Here is a 16,513-nt window from a genome sequence, read left to right as displayed (position 1 = left end):
TTCTCAAATAAAAAAATAGCTCAGATTTGAGCTATTTTATGATGTTTCTAGACCTGAAATGTCATTTAATCTTTCGATTCATCTTGTTCGATAGAAACAATATGAACTTTCTCGATTTTATGGCCTTCCATCGTCACCACTTCAAAGCGATAACCATCTGCTTCAACAGTTTCACCATTTTCAGGCAAGCGACCTAAATGGAATAACAAATAGCCCGATAAAGTAGAATACTGTTCACTTTCATCAACCAAATCACGACCTAATAACAAAGATACATGGCGAATGTCGGTTGAACCTTCAAGTATTAATGAACCATCTTCCAAGCTCTCAGCGGCTGCATCTAGTTCATCTTCATCTGGGAATTCACCCGCAATTGCTTCTAAGATATCGATTGGTGTTGCAATACCTTCAATTGAACCGTATTCATTTAAAACGATTGCCATTTGTAAAGGCGCTTGACGTAATTGCTCCATCACCATAAGTACTTGAGCATTTTCATGCACAATGACGGGCTCACGTAAATGCTTTTGGAAATCGACTACACCAGTTTCAATAAAGCCATTCAAAACTTTATGAGTGAGTGCAATACCCTCAATATTATCAAGTTCACCACGTGCAACAATCAAACGAGAGTGTGTCATTGACATTAAACGTTCTTTTAAAACTTCCGGTTCGTCGTCTAAATCAATCCATTCAAGTTCAGGTCGTGGCGTCATTACGGACTTTACTGGACGTTCTGATAAACCAAGAACACCTTGCACAAGTACACTATGATAAACACCATTGTCTTCATCAAAAACTTCATCTGCAAAAGCTTGAGTAGCTAATACGTCCTCTTTATCAGAAGATTGTGTATCTGAGCTAGAGCCACTGTTTTTACTTCCTAGCATACGTAAAACCGCAGAGGCAGTGCGATAACGCAAGTCTGTGGTTGTCACCAGCTTTTCCTGATTGCGGCGCATACTCTGATTGATTATTTCGACCAAAATCGAGAAACCAATTGCAGCATATAAGTAGCCCTTCGGAATATGGAAACCAAAACCTTCCACGACCAAAGAGAAACCAATCATCATTAAAAAGCCAAGGCAGAGAATAACCACGGTTGGATGCTTATTGACAAAGTCCATAAGTGGTCTTGATGCCCACAACATGATTCCGACAGCAACAATCATTGCCAGCATCATGACACTCTTGTCTTTGACCATCCCCACTGCGGTAATCACACTGTCTAATGAGAACACAGCATCAAGCACGACAATCTGGACAATGACCATCCAGAATGCTGCATGCACTGGATTGTCTTCTTTTTGCAGTTGTTTGCCTTCCATGCGCTCATGTAATTCCATGGTGCCTTTAAAGAGTAAGAACACACCACCGAACAACAAGATCAAATCACGACCAGAAAATGGATGATCAAAAATATGGAAGAGTGGTTGGGTAAGTGTCACAACCCAAGCAATAGCAGCTAAAAGTACTAAACGCATGCCTAAGGCTAATACTAATCCAAGTTTTCGAGCCTTACCACGCTGCTCTGGTGGCAGTTTTTCGGCCAAAATAGCGATGAAAACGAGGTTATCAATCCCCAGAACAATTTCGAGAACGATTAAAGTAGCTAAGCCCACCCAAGCGGAGGGATCAGACATCCATTCAAAGATCATCGATCCTGCTCCTGCGCTGACTGGATTTTATCTTTATTTGGCAACACTGCAGGCATGCCCATACAAAGGAGGGAAAATGTTTTTTTAGGACAAGAAATTAAAACGGAGCGACTACAACCACTACCCATATTTGTTCATATGTTGTTAAACGAATTTTTAGTATAGGCAAGATTTAATAGAAATTCATCATTTTTATTTGTTCATGAAGGGCATTCACCAAACCCATACAAAACATGAATCTTTCTTATAAATCTGCTTATAAAGTTGTCATATCTTTGGCTTAGTGTAGACAAGAAATATGAACGTGATAAGGTGAAAATAAAGCAATGAATAGCGTATTAACAATGGCAGTAAATGATTCACCAATAACAGCTGTAAAAACAAAACAACCTCTTATTGCATTATATTGTGGTTCACGTGTAGGAAATAATCCAATCTATCGAGAAAAAGCAATTGAGCTCGCTCGCGGCATTGCTGAGCAAGGCTTTGGTTTGGTCTACGGCGGTGCAAGCATTGGCTTAATGGGACAAGTAGCCGACAGCGTACTCGAAAATGGCGGTGAAGCTGTGGGAGTGATCCCTGATTTTATGCTTAACTATGAAGAAGCACACTCAAGATTAACCGAATTACACGTGGTAGAAACTATGCATGAGCGCAAAGCCATGATGGCTGAACGTGCAAGTGCATTTGTTGCATTACCAGGTGGTTTAGGAACATTCGAAGAGATATTGGAAATAGCCACTTGGGGTCAACTCAACCAGCATCAAAAACCCATGATTTTATACAACGTAAATGGTTTTTATAATGCATTGATTGCTCAGTTAGATCATGCGGTTCAAGAGGGTTTTCTCCCACTTCAACACCGCGCTAAATTAATTGTATGTGATGATGTTGATCAGATTTATAACGTCATTCAAAATTTAAAAATGCCGAAAAGATTTGTTGTCTAGTTGCCCACCTACTCTCTATAAAAAAGCGGTTCTGCCGCTTTTTTTGTTTTAACTATTTTCACCGTTGCCTTCAAAAGCAATTAGATTTAGTAAAGGGGTACTCAACATTGTCTTACTTTTTTTACTTTCAATTTGTTTTACACTAGACCAAAACGTTAACTTTCAAATGTTATGAATGCCACGCCGACTCACCAAGCCTTGCAACCTGAATATCGCTTACTCGTACTTTTGGTTTCCATTGGCTTTTTTATGCAGGCTTTGGACACAACGATTGTAAATACTGCTATTCCTGCAATGGCTCATCATTTAAATGAAGACCCTCTACGCATGCACAGCGTAGTAGTGGCCTATGTTTTATCAGTAGCTGCCTGTATTCCTTTAAGTGGCTGGTTAGCAGACCGCTTTGGTGTTAGAAATATTTTCTTATCGGCAATCGTTATTTTTACTCTGGCTTCTTTAGGTTGTGGTCTTTCTCAAAGTCTCAATGAGCTGTTAGTTTTCCGAGTTATCCAAGGCGTGGGTGGAGCATTATTACTCCCTGTTGGTCGATTATCTCTTTTAAAAATTATTCCTCGAACTCAGTTCTTAGCTGCAATGAGCTTAATGAGTCTTGCAGGTTTACTCGGACCTTTGGCTGGTCCAACTTTAGGCGGCTGGTTAGTTGAAGTTGCAACTTGGCACTGGATTTTTCTCATCAATATTCCTATGGGTATCTTAGGCATATTAATGACATTAAAAGTCATGCCTAATTTAAAAGAACCTTCAGTCAAAACATTTGATTTAGGCGGCTTCATCTTGTTAGTGGTAGCAATGATCGGATGGTCTTTGGGTATCGAACATCTGGCCTCACCTGAATATTCAAAATGGTTCAGCATTTCGCTATTAGTCGTCGGCATAATCGCAACACTTTGGTATGCCTATCATTCTCACACCCATCAAAACGCATTATTCCGCAGTCGACTCTTTAGAAATAAAATTTATGCGATTGGTATTTTAGGTAATTTCTTTGCACGCTTTGGTGGTAATGCCTTACCTTTTGTTTTACCGCTCATGTTACAGGTCGCTTTTGGTTTTGAACCTTTTATTGCGGGTTTAATGATGATTCCTCTAGTGTTAGGTTCATTATTTTCAAAGCCAATCGTCAGACCTATTATTCAGAAAATTGGCTACCGACGTTTTTTACTCATCAATACAACACTGGTCGGGTTATGTATTGCGTCTTTTGCAATCATGACAGTCGACACTCCAACTTGGTTTAGAGCCTTACACTTTTTCTTATTTGGTACATTAAATTCATTACAATTTGTTGGAATGAACACTTTGACCTTAAAAGATTTGCCTCAACAAGATGCGAGTAGCGGTAATAGTTTTTTATCGATGATCATGATGCTATCAATGAGTATTGGCGTGGCGCTGGCAGGTACACTCATTAATGTATTTACCAGTTATTATGGTGCCGATCATGTGACAACAGCATTCCATGTCACTTTAATTTGCCTCGGTTGTATCAATGTCATTGCTGCACTTATCTTCTGGCAAATTCCCAAAAATACCCCCGTATAAGCCGTTGCATTTTTAGCGTGGTTTATCACTCTTGAATCACGTTATGATGGCGGCCTAACATCTTTAATGAGTTTTGCATGACCAAACTGGCTAAAACCTTTTTCACAGCACGGCACCACAATACCCTAATGGGAATTGGCTTGGCATGTGTTATGGGAATATTGGCTTATTTTGGTCTGTTCTATCAACAAAAAGCCGTGGCACAAGATTATCCAGTTCAAGGATTCGATGTCTCTCACCATCAAGGTGACATTGAATGGAAAAAAATATCACCAGAAAAGTTCCAATTCGTTTATTTAAAAGCGACTGAAGGTGGTGATTACAAAGATTCAAAATTTCAAGAAAACTGGCTCAAAGCTCGTGAACATGGGCTTCATGTAGGGGCTTATCACTTTTATCGTCTATGCCGTGATGGTAAAACGCAAGCAGATAACTTTATTGCGACGGTGCCTAAAAAATCAGATGCGCTTCCGCCAGTTATTGATCTGGAATACGACAGTAACTGTATTAATACATACACCAAAGAGCAGTTAATTAAAGAAATTGGCATCATGCATGATCGCTTAAAACAGCATTATGGAAAACAGCCTATCTTCTATATTTCCAGAACTTTTTACCACATTGTCCTAGTTGGAAATTTTTCTGCTACTCCCCTTTGGGTTCGTGATTATGAAGCTAAACCTGAACTCAAAGATAAAAGAAAATGGCTCTTTTGGCAGCATAGTAATCAAGGTAAAATTGAAGGGGTGATAAAGCCTGTAGACTTAAATGTCTATGAGGGGTCAGTCAAAGAATGGCACCAATTTTTACAGCAGCAAGGCATCGTGAAAGCACAATAATATGCGCAAAATCATTCATATCGATATGGATGCCTTTTATGCATCAGTCGAGCTACGGGAACAACCTGAATTAAGGCATTTACCCGTTGTTATTTCGTCTCATCATCCGCGAGCTGTGATTGCTGCTGCATCTTACCCTGCCCGCGAATTTGGTTTGCGTTCAGCCATGTCGATGAGTCAGGCAAGAAAACTATGCCCTCAAGTCGTTATTATTGAACCAAATTTTGAAAAATATCGCACAGTTTCAGCTCAAATTCACTCGATCTTTCAGCAATATACGCTACTTATTGAGCCATTATCTTTAGATGAAGCTTATTTGGATGTCACTGAGAATTTAAAACAGATTGCGAGTGCAACTGAAGTTGCCATGCATATTCGAGAAGATATTTTCAGATTAACTGGACTGACTGCATCGGCAGGTGTAGCACCCAATAAGTTTTTAGCAAAAATTGCTTCGGACTGGAATAAACCGAATGGCTTATGCGTAATAAAACCTTCGCAGGTTGCTAATTTCATTCAAGATCTTCCACTTAAAAAAATTCCTGGTGTGGGTAAAGTCACTCAGGAAAAATTACAGCAGCTCCAGTTACATACGCTGGGTGACTTACAGAAAATTGAAGAGGCTATTTTAGTTCACCATTTCGGTAAATATGGGCAACAGCTTTATCTATATGCACAAGGAATTGACCATAGACCAGTTCAAGCTGAAAGAGCTCGCCAACAAATTTCAAAAGAGACTACCTTTGATAGTGATTTTACTTTAGCTCAATGTCAGCCCTATTGGCAGGGCTTAGCCGAAAAAGTCTGGCAAAGCTTAGAGAAAAAACAACTCAATGCACGTGGTGTTAATGTCAAACTTAAACTCAAGAATTTTCAGACTTTACAGCATAGTAAAAGCTTTAAAAGACCCATCCAGTCACTACACGACCTCATCCAAGTTTTATTTTTATTATTAAATGAAATGCAGATTCCCGAACATTTCCAGTTCCGCTTAATTGGTATAGGGGTTTATCAGTTACAAACCCAATCAGATGACTTTCAACTTAACCTTTGGTGACTGACTACTTTTCACTCAAAAAGAGTGGGTTTTGAACAAAATCTATTCCCTTTTGCTCCAAGTTTAGAGTAACCTAATCAGCGCATATTCATTACCCATGTATTTGCAACATGCTTAAAGCAACCTTTACTTTTGGCATACCGTCCTGTGATTGGCGTGACGACCAAATCCGAATATTACAGGGCCCTTCTGATACATGGCTTAGCATATTCTCTTCATCACAATAATCTACTGAAATTCTTTTCTACTTGCTTGCACCTACCTAGCAACTCTTCATAAAATCAAAACTATTAAATAAAGCCACTCTAGAGCATTTTTATGACGGTAAAGCGTTTACACGTTACTTCACGCTACTGCGAAGTTGCGATTTCAGGTAATTTAGTACACTTAGCTGGGCAACTCGCAGATGATACAAGCGTAGATGTTACATCACAGACTCAGCAAACTTTAGATAATATTGATCGCTTATTGGCAGAAGCTGGAACCGATAAAACCCACATTCTTTCTGTCATGATTTTTCTAAAAGATATCGAAAAAGATTATGCAGCGATGAATGCTGTTTGGGATGCATGGATTAGTGAAGGACATCCACCAGCGCGTACTTGTGTAGAGTCCAAACTTTATACGCCGGACGTGCTTGTAGAAATGACGGTTGTTGCAGTACTTCCATAATTTTTATAAATATAAATCGAGATTAAATTGAGCAATATCTCTAGTTATATTGCTCAATTTTTTAATGCTTAAATAATTAATGTCAGTATCTTATTAGGGCTTATCAAATTGCTAAGCTTGCCCATACTTGTTATTCAAGATGAGGCACAATTATTTTTAATCTTTATTGCACCGAACTCTTATCTCAATCCGACGTTACCTACTTTTTAAGACTTCACAAAAGCATTTGACATTCTTTCTAGCTGTGGCGTTGCATGTAAAGTTGCCATCTCTGTTTCTGGACTCAATAAGTCTCTTCTTAGATCATGATAGTCAGGTACCTCACTATAATGCAGCACGCGATAACCAGCGAGTTGCAACAGACGACGTTCATATTGTTGATGCGCTCGGCGTAAACCATTTTCACCAAGAACAACAACTACAACAACCTGATAATTTTGATCAAGTACAACAAAATCAGCTGCCATATTTTGATATTTTCGACGTGTATGCGCATATTTTGTAGTTAATAGTGCATCAAAGGATACATGTGCCAATACTGTAAATTTAGGCAAAACTGTTTGTAGTCTGGTTAATGTTATTTGCTCATGACTCGTTAATACTGCACGGCGCTTCAAGGCACTATCATGTTGATGCCTTCGTGAAAGACTTTTCACTGCCATCACAACAGCCAAAAATAATAATAAGATCGTAATTAGATAATACATGGGCTTAATCCTTTAAGTTTTTTATAATGATTTTGCTAGATCACACTTTGTTTTAATTGATAACGACACAGCCGTTCTTTAAAAGGTTCACTTAGTAATTTCACTTGTAGTTATCAAGCTTGGCTTAAATTTAGCCACCCTCACATTATTTATAATCATAGAGTCAACAACAATCAAGTGCAGCTCGTCAGATTTATGGTATTTATCATTTTTCGTTACGTTTTTTGTACTTTAAATCTGCAAAAATCTCACTATGCGATTTAAATAGACACATTAAAAACAAAAAAGGCTCTGTTTAAGAGCCTTTTTTATCATTATCCACGAGCTTTTGATTTTGGTTTACTTTTACCACCAAACGGTCTCTTCTCACCTGTTTCACGAGGAGGTAAACCAGTATGTTGGGTTAGAACCTGTCCTTTTTGTGGACGTTTTTGCCCTGCTGCTGAGCGAGATTGCCCCTGACCGCGTTTTGCTGAATCTCCCGCCACAGACGAGTTCTTCTTACGCGCAGATTTATATTCACCTTCAGCAGTACCTTGTGGCTGATAGGTCGGAATCAAATGCTGCTTCGAATTACCAATTAAATCGGCACGACCCATTTCTTTTAAGGCCTCACGAAGTAATGGCCAGTTGTTTGGATCATGGTAACGTAAGAATGCTTTATGCAAACGACGACGTTTCTCACCCTTTACAATATCAACCTTTTCGGTATAGCGAGCTACCTTAGCAAGCGGGTTTTTACCCGAATAGTACATGGTGGTTGCAGTTGCCATTGGCGATGGATAGAACGTCTGTACCTGATCGGCACGGAAACCATTTTTCTTAAGCCAGATTGCAAGGTGCATCATGTCATAATCTGAAGTACCCGGATGCGCAGCAATAAAGTAAGGAATTAAGTATTGCTCTTTTCCTGCTTCTTTACTGAAACGGTCAAACATTTGCTTGAAACGATCATACGTACCAATACCCGGTTTCATCATCTTCGATAAAGGGCCATTTTCGGTATGCTCTGGAGCAATTTTTAAATAACCGCCAACATGATGTTGTACCAGTTCTTTTACATATTCCGGATTCAGTACGGCAAGGTCATAACGCAAACCCGAACCAATTAGAATCTTCTTCACACCTTTAATCGCACGCGCTTTACGATAAAGCTGTACTAAAGGTGCATGATCGGTATGCAAGTTTTGACAAACACCCGGATATACACAAGAAGGTTTACGGCAGTTCTTTTCAATTTCAGGGTCTTTACAGTGCAAACGGTACATGTTTGCGGTTGGACCGCCTAAGTCAGAAATAATGCCTGTGAAGTTTGGTGCCGTGTCACGAATTTTCTCAATCTCACGTAAAATTGAGTCTTCAGAACGGTTTTGAATAATACGACCTTCATGTTCTGTAATCGAACAGAAAGTACAGCCACCAAAACAGCCACGCATAATGTTGACCGAGAATTTGATCATATCAAATGCAGGGAAACGAGCATCGCCATAAGTTGGATGAGGCAAACGTGCATATGGAAGATCAAACACATAGTCCATTTCCTCAGTGGTTAGAGGAATTGGTGGAGGATTGATCCAGACATCACGTTCACCATGGCGTTGAACGAGTGCACGTGCATTACCCGGATTAGTTTCAAGATGCAAAATACGGTTTGCATGCGCGTAAAGTACGTGATCATTTGACACTTCTTCAAAAGAAGGTAAACGAATTACTGCTAACCCGCGTGGAGGTAACTTATGTTTAATTGCTTTTGACGGTGCCGGCTTTAATTGAACGATTTGAGTGTCGTCATCTAGTTTGTCGCCTTCACGCACAATCGGATTTGCAACAATCTCTTTCTGGAAATCTTGATACTGAGCTAATGAGTTACCTTTTTCTTTTTCAACCTCACAGCCATCAATATCTTCAGTCATGACATATGGGTTAATAATTGGATCAACACGTCCAATCGTATCTACATCATTACTCGCAACTTCAACAAACTTTGCTTTTGATGCTTTGTTATGTTTATTAATAATAAATGCTGTACCACGAACATCTGTAATCTCGTGGATTTTTTCACCTTTAGCCAAACGGTGCATCACATCAATAATGGCACGCTCACCATTACCATACATAAGCAAATCGGCTTTTGAATCCATCAAAATTGAACGACGAACTTTATCTGACCAATAATCGTAGTGTGCAATACGACGTAAACTGCCTTCAATTCCACCTAACAACACAGGTACATCAGGGAATGCTTCACGACAACGCTGGCAATATACCGTTGCTGCACGGTCAGGACGTTTGTTCGGCTCATTGTTTGGAGAGTAAGCATCATCTGAACGAATTTTACGATCTGCCGTATAACGGTTGATCATCGAATCCATATTACCTGCCGTCACACCCCAAGCAATGGTAGGCTTACCTAAAACGCGGAAGCTTTCAACATTGGTCCAGTCTGGCTGTGCAATAATTCCGACACGAAAACCTTGTGCCTCAAGCACACGTCCAATCACACCTGAAACAAACGATGGATGGTCAATATAGGCATCACCGCAAACTAAAATGAAGTCACAAGCATCCCAACCGAGTTGATCCATTTCTTCTCGTGACATCGGCAAAAATGGCGCTGGTTCAAAACACGACGCCCAATATTTGTCGTAATCAAACAACGCTTTTGGCGCAGTTTGCATGGTGTAGGCAGTAGACATGGCTTGCGAATCTCGGCTAGCAGATGGAGGAGAGACATCTAAAGATGAAAGCCGATCATTTTAACATGAATTCCATTCATTTTCCCTGTTTATAAAACAAACGAAAACAAGGATATAAAAATTAATTTGATTAAAGTTTATTCAATATTTTATTCTTCTAATAAATGCGGCGGAATAAAAGCCGCCGCAGTTTTAAATCATTTATTTATAGGGTTTAGAACAAAGCTTTTGGCAAACGAATTTGAATAATCTCATTATCGTCAGCCAATTTTGCGTTACGCCCTGTAGAGCCTGGGAAGTTATTATCATTTAGAACAGTCAACGTTGTACTATTTTCAATGATGACATCTTCAATGGTTTCAAATGGGAAAGCGAAAACCTGCTCTGTCCCAATATCTCCGGCTCTTGCTGTGCCATAAAGTAAATTAGGATTGGCAATTTTAATTAAATCGACTAAATCTTCGCGACTTACAGGTTGGCCTGACTCATTTAATTTAATACGAATTAATTTTTTATATCCGCCTAAATTATTCTGAGTCGCATCACGCTCAATAATAATGCCTTCTTTATCATTAAAGAGTTGGAAGTCACCAATATTGGTTGCCTTACTGTCTAACTGGAACCAATAATATTTTCCTGTATAAGCTTTTTTCTTCAGGTCAAATTGAGAAATCAATAGCTGTCTTTCCGTTTCTCGAATCGATTTAACTGGTTTCTCTACAAGAGGATAAAGATATTGGCCATCTGGCGAAATTGCCATTCCTTCAAAACCACCACTTTGCTGAACCAGAGGCTCTACAAAATTAATTTGTGCTTTATTAAACTGATTTTGAGGAGAGCGAAGTTCTTGCGTCGGATTTAATGGATTTGGCAAAGCAATCGGGGCATCCAACAACACACCATCTGCAGAGAAATGAAGTAAATAAGGACCAAACTCATCCCCAATCCAATAAGTCCCATCACCAGTACGTTGCATTGACTCTGGGTCAAAATCAGCACCTGTTAATAAACGCTCAGCTGTATCACCATTGACGATACTAAATGGAATTAACTTGTTTGGATCACGCAGTTGGATAAAGCTTTGCACAGTAACTTGACCCGCGCCTTTAGCTTTAGTTTTGAAATCAGGCTTTATTTTATAAATACGAAGTAAAAAGTCTGATGAATTAGCTTGAGTTCCAAAGCCGTTATCGGCCATTGCCATATAACTGCCATCTTCATTTTTTAATGCAGCAGAAAAGCCCTGTACAGGCTGGCCTTTAAATGGAGGATAAATTCCATTTGCACCTTTCACATATGCGCCAGAGTCTGGACCAGCAGCGTAGGTTTCTACAGATAACTTGGCAAAAGAAATTAAGGTCGGTTCGGTAACGTTTTCAGTGGGTGAAGTTTGTTCTTGATCCTTATCATCGTTACATGCCGTCAATCCTAAACTGGCACAGCATAATAATGCGACTAAAGTTCTTTTGCTCATGGTTTTATACAGTCGGTAAAAAATTAAGCAAATTTAATCAAGCTTATATGAAGTTTTTACTTCAAAAAGATGAAATCTTTATGGCGAAAATATGACAAATATATCTGTTAGATCAATGTTAAAAAACTATTGGCTCAAGATTTCACTAAAGTTTCGTTGGCTGATATTCTCCGGCAATTGCTGCTTTCAAAAAATTCTGAAAGGTGGGACATAGCATATGATTTTCAGCAGGACACACTGCCGCATGTTGTAATCCTTGACTAATAAAATGTAATCGCTTTGCCATTTGCTCTAATTGTTCAGCTTTATCTTTTAATTTTTGACGATCAAGATCAGGTTTACCATCTTGTCCAAACATTGTGGCGATTTCATTTAAAGAAAAACCCGCAGCACGACCTAAAGCAATTAATGCCAATTGATCAAGCACCTGTTTACCATACTGCCGGCGTAAACCTTGGCGCCCTATTGATTTAATTAATCCCTTCTCTTCATAAAAACGTAGCGTTGCTGTTGTGACTTGTGCCTTTTTCGCGACTTCACCAATATCCATATACCCTCTTGACTTCAAGTGAACTTCAACTTGCACAATAAATTTATCACGTTTCATACGTATAAAAGCAAGGTGTAAAAATGAATATCTCCACATTGTTCTTTCAAGCTTTATGCCTCGGTATCGGGGCAACAGTAATTATGGATATCTGGCTGTTAATACTAAAATTATTCAAAATTCCAACCTTAAACTTTACCTTTCTCGGACGCTGGATTGGTTGGATATTTCAAGACAAATTCATACATCAATCCATTGCCCAAAGCCCTCAAATTAAGGGTGAATATTTACTGGGTTGGATCACACACTATAGCGTTGGGCTGATTTTTGCCTTGAGCTTTCTTTGCATTGTGGGCTCCGATTGGCTCATTCATCCTCAGTTTTACTCAGCGCTACTTTTTGGTTTAGTCACTGTTCTCATTCCTTTTTTTATTATGCAACCTGCTATGGGTAGTGGTTTCGCTTCTTCAAAAACCCCTCATCCATTTTTGAATTGTCTAAAAAGTTTGCTTAATCATAGTGTTTTTGGCTGTGGTTTATATCTCACTGCAAAAATCTTTCAAATTTAAAATAAAGGAAAATCTCATGAAAACCGTTGCTATTATTTACCATAGTCACCAAGGTCATACTCAGTTTATTGCTCAGCAAATTCAAACTGGCGTATTAAGCCAAAAAAATATTAAAGTAGATCTACTAAGTGCTGAACATCTCATTGAAAACGCTGAAATACTTATCCAATACGATGGATTGATTTGGGGATCTCCGACTTACTTAGGCGGAGTATCCTCGAAATTAAAACAACTCATGGATGCAACTGGCCCACTATGGAAAAAACAGAGCTTTAAAGGAAAACTAGCGGCTGGGTTTACCGTATCATCCCTTCCCGCGGGTGATAAACAATCGACATTAATTTCACTTTTTACCTTCTGTATGCAACATGGCATGCTATGGATCGGTAATCCAATTCTGCCCGAGCAACATCAAGGTGTGCCTTATTCTGAAGCTGCTAATCGTCTTGGTTCATGGACAGGATTAATGGCTCAGGCTGAACACGGCAGTAGTCCCGATAGGTTTGATGAAGGAGACATTAAAACTGCTCGATTATTTGGAAATAATTTTGCAATGACCTTGAATGCTTATCTTGGAGTGTAAGATTATGACAGCACAAAGGATTTTATTACTCTTAATTTTATCCGCAACGATGTCATTTATAATTTCAGGAATTACGACTTTCAAAGCAGTAGGACCAGTTCAAAATTTCTTTTCATTATGGATATCCACATGGGGTATTGCATGGATATTTGCTTTCCCAAGTGTGTTGATCTGTACTTCTGTAGCACAGAAACTAGTCGACATCGTATTTAAGAAAGTTGAAAAAGTATATCTGTAAGTTAAAACGTACAAAACTTGCGGTGAATTGCGGATATCCAGCTTTAGTATTTTTTTATAATATATGAAACATAGAGAGACAGGATGTCTCATTGAAGAAGAATAAGAACGCAGGAAGCGGTAGTTGACAGGAGTTAGCTACATAAGCTGAATACGAAGGAACCTCGACAGGATGTCGGGGTTTTTTCATTTTAATCATACAAAATTATCACTATTTTCTTGTGCTGAGCAACAGAACTTATATTGATCCATTAGTTACAGCTGAATACCATGATTTCATTTGAAACTTGATTATCGGTTTTATATTTTGCTTACCTCATCTTTATCTAACAATTATTTTAAACCAACTCAAATACACATTTTGAGCCTCAAATTTTTTACAATTGTTTTAATGACAATAATGACGGGATGTACGAGCTTAGGCCCGAATAGTGGTTCATTTTCATGGCGTTCAAATAAACTCTCGTCTGGTTTACAAAAAGCTTATTCTGTTCCACAAAGCACAGCGAATCGGTTATCTCCAATTATTATTCAAAGTGCTGATCAATATAATGTGCCGCCTCTTTTACTTGCCGCGGTCATAAGACAAGAATCTAGTTACAATACTAATGCGCTATCACCTACGGGAGCAGTAGGTTTAACTCAAATTATTCCTAGCTATTGGCAACAAACTTGTGCTGGTAATTTGTATGATGAATCTACAAATATTCAATGCGGTGCATATATTTTAAATCATTATTATCAGTCAGCTGATAGTTGGTTTAAAGCCACTGCTTATTACAATGTTGGACCTACAGGATATGAGCGAAGTTTCTGGACACGTCACAAAGCTAAGAAATATGCCCGATCTGTTAAACGTCATCAAAAAGCTCTAAAAAGCGCCTTATAAATTAAAGTCAAATAAAAAAGCCCATCTGTTGATGGGCTTTTTTATACAAGTAATTTTATTCGTCAAATAAACCTTCAAATAGAACAGAAGATAAATAACGCTCACCACTGTCTGGAAGAATAACAACAATCGTTTTGCCAGCATTTTCAGGACGTTCTGCAATTTTAGCAGCCGCAGCCAAAGCTGCTCCACTTGAAATACCCACTAAAATGCCTTCCTGCGTTGCACAATTTCTTGCCCACTGAATTGCTTCTTCACTAGTTATTGGTAGGACTTCATCAACAAGATCTAAATCAAGATTCTTTGGAATAAAGTTCGCACCAATTCCCTGAATTTTATGCGGTGCAGGTGTAATATTCTCACCATTTCTAGTTTGAGTAATAATTGGAGACTCGGCAGGTTCAACTGCTACAGAATACAAAGGTTTATTTTGAACTTGTTCGAAATAACGAGAAATACCAGTAATTGTGCCACCAGTACCTACACCAGCAACCAAAATATCGACTTGCCCGCCTGTTGCTTGCCAAATTTCAGGACCAGTTGTATCCACATGGATTTGTGGATTCGCTGGGTTTTCAAATTGTTGAGGTAGGAAATAAACATCTGGTTGTTCAGCTGCTAATCGCACAGCTTCATCAACTGCACCTTTCATCCCTTTCGCTGGTTCAGTTAAAACTAAATTGGCACCGAGTGCTTTTAACACTTTTCTACGCTCAAGACTCATGCTTGCAGGCATAGTTAAAGTAATTGGGTAACCCTTAGCCGCTGCAACAAAAGCCAACGCAATCCCCGTGTTACCACTGGTTGGTTCAATAATATGCATGCCTTCTTTTAACACACCACGCTTTTCTGCATCTGCAATAAGTGCCGCCCCAATACGACATTTCACAGAAAATGCAGGATTCCGGCTTTCTACTTTTGCTAATACAGTTGCATCAGTTTTAATCAAACGATTGATACGAACTAAAGGTGTATTACCAATTGCTTCTGCATTATTTGAATAAACTGCGATCCCTAAATTATTGGGAGTTGGAAATTGCTGGTCGGTAGTCATGTTATATCCTTATTAAATTTGGAATGATTCTGAATCATTATAAGCTTCTCTAATAAACAGGAAAGTAGAAAAGCTAAGTAATGCCTAAATTATCAAATTAACAACGTGTCTTGTCATAGATTTATTTTCAACAAATAACAATTTAAAAATACTTTAAGAATCAAATTATTAGATTAGATAAATTTATTTTCCTATTTACATACCACATTAAAAATAATAGGAACGCTGGCTAATATTTCACATTATTAAGACTACACTAATCTTCTGATCAAACATTAAAGCTAATATTTGTTCAATATTTTATGTAATTAAAACTACCAAACTTCACCCTCTCGCCATTCTGCGCAAATAGTATTCTCTTCTGAACGATGTGATAGTCGGTCTGTCAGCTGAGTACTCAAAGGATATAGCATAATTTCATAGTCATCAGTCAGATAAGTAGAAGTATCTTGTTTGATGTATAAATCTCCCCACCATGAAATCCAACCTAATTTTGTATAAAATGCTTCATCTTCTGGTTGTAATGCCACAAGCCCATATTCCAAAGAAGTTAATGTATCAACTAAATGTCTTAATAATTGCGATGCGAACCCCTTACCCCTCATCTTGTAGTCAGTAGTCACATACTCTATATAAGCAATTTTTACATTGAAACTGCCATTTATGGTGAAAACTCTATCTGTCCATAAAGCATGTGACACAATATTCTCATCTAATATGCCTAATAGATGAACAGCAGTTTGCATAAAAGTATATTGACTCCAAGGATCTTCATCAAAAGCAGCAAAACATAGCTCAGCAATCTGTTGTCGCTCTTGCTTATTTAGATCTTGGGCCGCGATAATTTTAAACTGCATAAGCAGAAGCTCAATTTTAATTGCTCATATCATAAGCAAAGATCGCAATAATATGCAGTATTTTTAATGAAAACCATTCTAATGGTTATTTCCAGGCATAAAAAAACACCCTCAACTGTTAAGTTGAGGGTGTTTAGAATAATGAGCTGGCGATGACTTAC

Annotated in this window: 16 protein-coding genes; 9 read left to right on the top strand and 7 right to left on the bottom strand. The window is 38.5% G+C overall.

Annotation, left to right across the window (positions count from 1 at the left end):
* Positions 1–65 precede the first annotated feature (65 nt).
* A complete protein-coding gene (locus RMB13_RS01535; protein WP_311084224.1) occupies positions 66–1,658 on the bottom strand; it encodes a TerC family protein in 1,593 nt (530 codons plus the stop codon).
* 326 nt (positions 1,659–1,984) lie between these two features.
* Between RMB13_RS01535 and RMB13_RS01530 the strand changes: the two genes are divergently transcribed.
* The 5 genes from RMB13_RS01530 (at position 1,985) to RMB13_RS01510 (ending at position 6,739) form a co-directional block, all read left to right on the top strand.
* On the top strand, positions 1,985–2,608 hold the full coding sequence (locus RMB13_RS01530) for a TIGR00730 family Rossman fold protein (RefSeq protein ID WP_311084223.1): 624 nt from the start codon (positions 1,985–1,987) through the stop codon (positions 2,606–2,608).
* A 171-nt stretch (positions 2,609–2,779) separates the two neighbouring features.
* Complete coding sequence (gene mdtD / locus RMB13_RS01525; protein WP_005037383.1) at positions 2,780–4,171, top strand: multidrug transporter subunit MdtD; 1,392 nt, start codon at positions 2,780–2,782, stop codon at positions 4,169–4,171.
* A 77-nt stretch (positions 4,172–4,248) separates the two neighbouring features.
* The gene (locus tag RMB13_RS01520) at positions 4,249–5,010 is read left to right on the top strand and encodes a GH25 family lysozyme (protein WP_311084222.1); all 762 of its coding nucleotides are present in this window, start codon (positions 4,249–4,251) and stop codon (positions 5,008–5,010) included.
* A 1-nt stretch (position 5,011) separates the two neighbouring features.
* Positions 5,012–6,067, top strand: coding sequence for a DNA polymerase IV (dinB, locus tag RMB13_RS01515; protein WP_017391135.1), 1,056 nt, complete (start codon positions 5,012–5,014; stop codon positions 6,065–6,067).
* A gap of 318 nt (positions 6,068–6,385) precedes the next feature.
* Positions 6,386–6,739 carry a RidA family protein gene (locus tag RMB13_RS01510; RefSeq protein WP_209831395.1) on the top strand — a complete coding sequence of 118 codons (354 nt, stop codon included), beginning with the start codon at positions 6,386–6,388 and terminating at the stop codon, positions 6,737–6,739.
* Between the two features lie 206 nt (positions 6,740–6,945).
* On the opposite strand, the gene RMB13_RS01505 is transcribed toward RMB13_RS01510, so the two are convergent.
* The 4 genes from RMB13_RS01505 to RMB13_RS01490 all read right to left on the bottom strand — a co-directional run bounded on the left by RMB13_RS01505 (position 6,946) and on the right by RMB13_RS01490 (position 12,166).
* Positions 6,946–7,446 (bottom strand): DUF2726 domain-containing protein, encoded by a 501-nt coding sequence (locus RMB13_RS01505; protein ID WP_003654375.1) that lies wholly within the window; start codon positions 7,444–7,446, stop codon positions 6,946–6,948.
* Positions 7,447–7,760: 314 nt separating this feature from the next.
* Positions 7,761–10,142: a YgiQ family radical SAM protein gene (locus RMB13_RS01500; protein WP_311084221.1), complete on the bottom strand. Its 2,382-nt coding sequence runs from the start codon at positions 10,140–10,142 to the stop codon at positions 7,761–7,763.
* Positions 10,143–10,356: 214 nt separating this feature from the next.
* Positions 10,357–11,616, bottom strand: coding sequence for an esterase-like activity of phytase family protein (locus RMB13_RS01495; protein WP_311084220.1), 1,260 nt, complete (start codon positions 11,614–11,616; stop codon positions 10,357–10,359).
* Positions 11,617–11,761: 145 nt separating this feature from the next.
* Positions 11,762–12,166 (bottom strand): helix-turn-helix domain-containing protein, encoded by a 405-nt coding sequence (locus RMB13_RS01490; protein WP_045437140.1) that lies wholly within the window; start codon positions 12,164–12,166, stop codon positions 11,762–11,764.
* Between the two features lie 80 nt (positions 12,167–12,246).
* On the opposite strand from RMB13_RS01490, the gene RMB13_RS01485 reads away from it, so the two are divergent.
* From RMB13_RS01485 to RMB13_RS01470, 4 genes are all read left to right on the top strand, one after another.
* Positions 12,247–12,732 (top strand): DUF2938 domain-containing protein, encoded by a 486-nt coding sequence (locus tag RMB13_RS01485; protein WP_311084219.1) that lies wholly within the window; start codon positions 12,247–12,249, stop codon positions 12,730–12,732.
* 16 nt (positions 12,733–12,748) lie between these two features.
* Positions 12,749–13,315, top strand: coding sequence for a flavodoxin family protein (locus RMB13_RS01480; protein WP_311084218.1), 567 nt, complete (start codon positions 12,749–12,751; stop codon positions 13,313–13,315).
* A gap of 4 nt (positions 13,316–13,319) precedes the next feature.
* Complete coding sequence (locus tag RMB13_RS01475; protein WP_311084217.1) at positions 13,320–13,553, top strand: DUF2798 domain-containing protein; 234 nt, start codon at positions 13,320–13,322, stop codon at positions 13,551–13,553.
* 279 nt (positions 13,554–13,832) lie between these two features.
* Positions 13,833–14,441: a lytic transglycosylase domain-containing protein gene (locus RMB13_RS01470; RefSeq protein WP_080592970.1), complete on the top strand. Its 609-nt coding sequence runs from the start codon at positions 13,833–13,835 to the stop codon at positions 14,439–14,441.
* 55 nt (positions 14,442–14,496) lie between these two features.
* Here RMB13_RS01470 and cysK read toward each other — a convergent pair whose 3' ends face one another.
* Entirely contained in the window at positions 14,497–15,495 is a 999-nt protein-coding gene (gene cysK, locus RMB13_RS01465; protein ID WP_311084216.1) for a cysteine synthase A, read from the bottom strand.
* Positions 15,496–15,809: 314 nt separating this feature from the next.
* Complete coding sequence (locus RMB13_RS01460) at positions 15,810–16,352, bottom strand: GNAT family N-acetyltransferase (RefSeq protein WP_311084215.1); 543 nt, start codon at positions 16,350–16,352, stop codon at positions 15,810–15,812.
* Positions 16,353–16,513 lie beyond the last annotated feature (161 nt).

It is taken from the genome of Acinetobacter sp. V102_4 (genome assembly GCF_031799005.1).
Taxonomy (GTDB): domain Bacteria; phylum Pseudomonadota; class Gammaproteobacteria; order Pseudomonadales; family Moraxellaceae; genus Acinetobacter; species Acinetobacter calcoaceticus.
The sequence above is the reverse complement of the archived record's forward strand: the minus strand, read 5'-3'. Positions and strand labels throughout refer to the sequence as shown.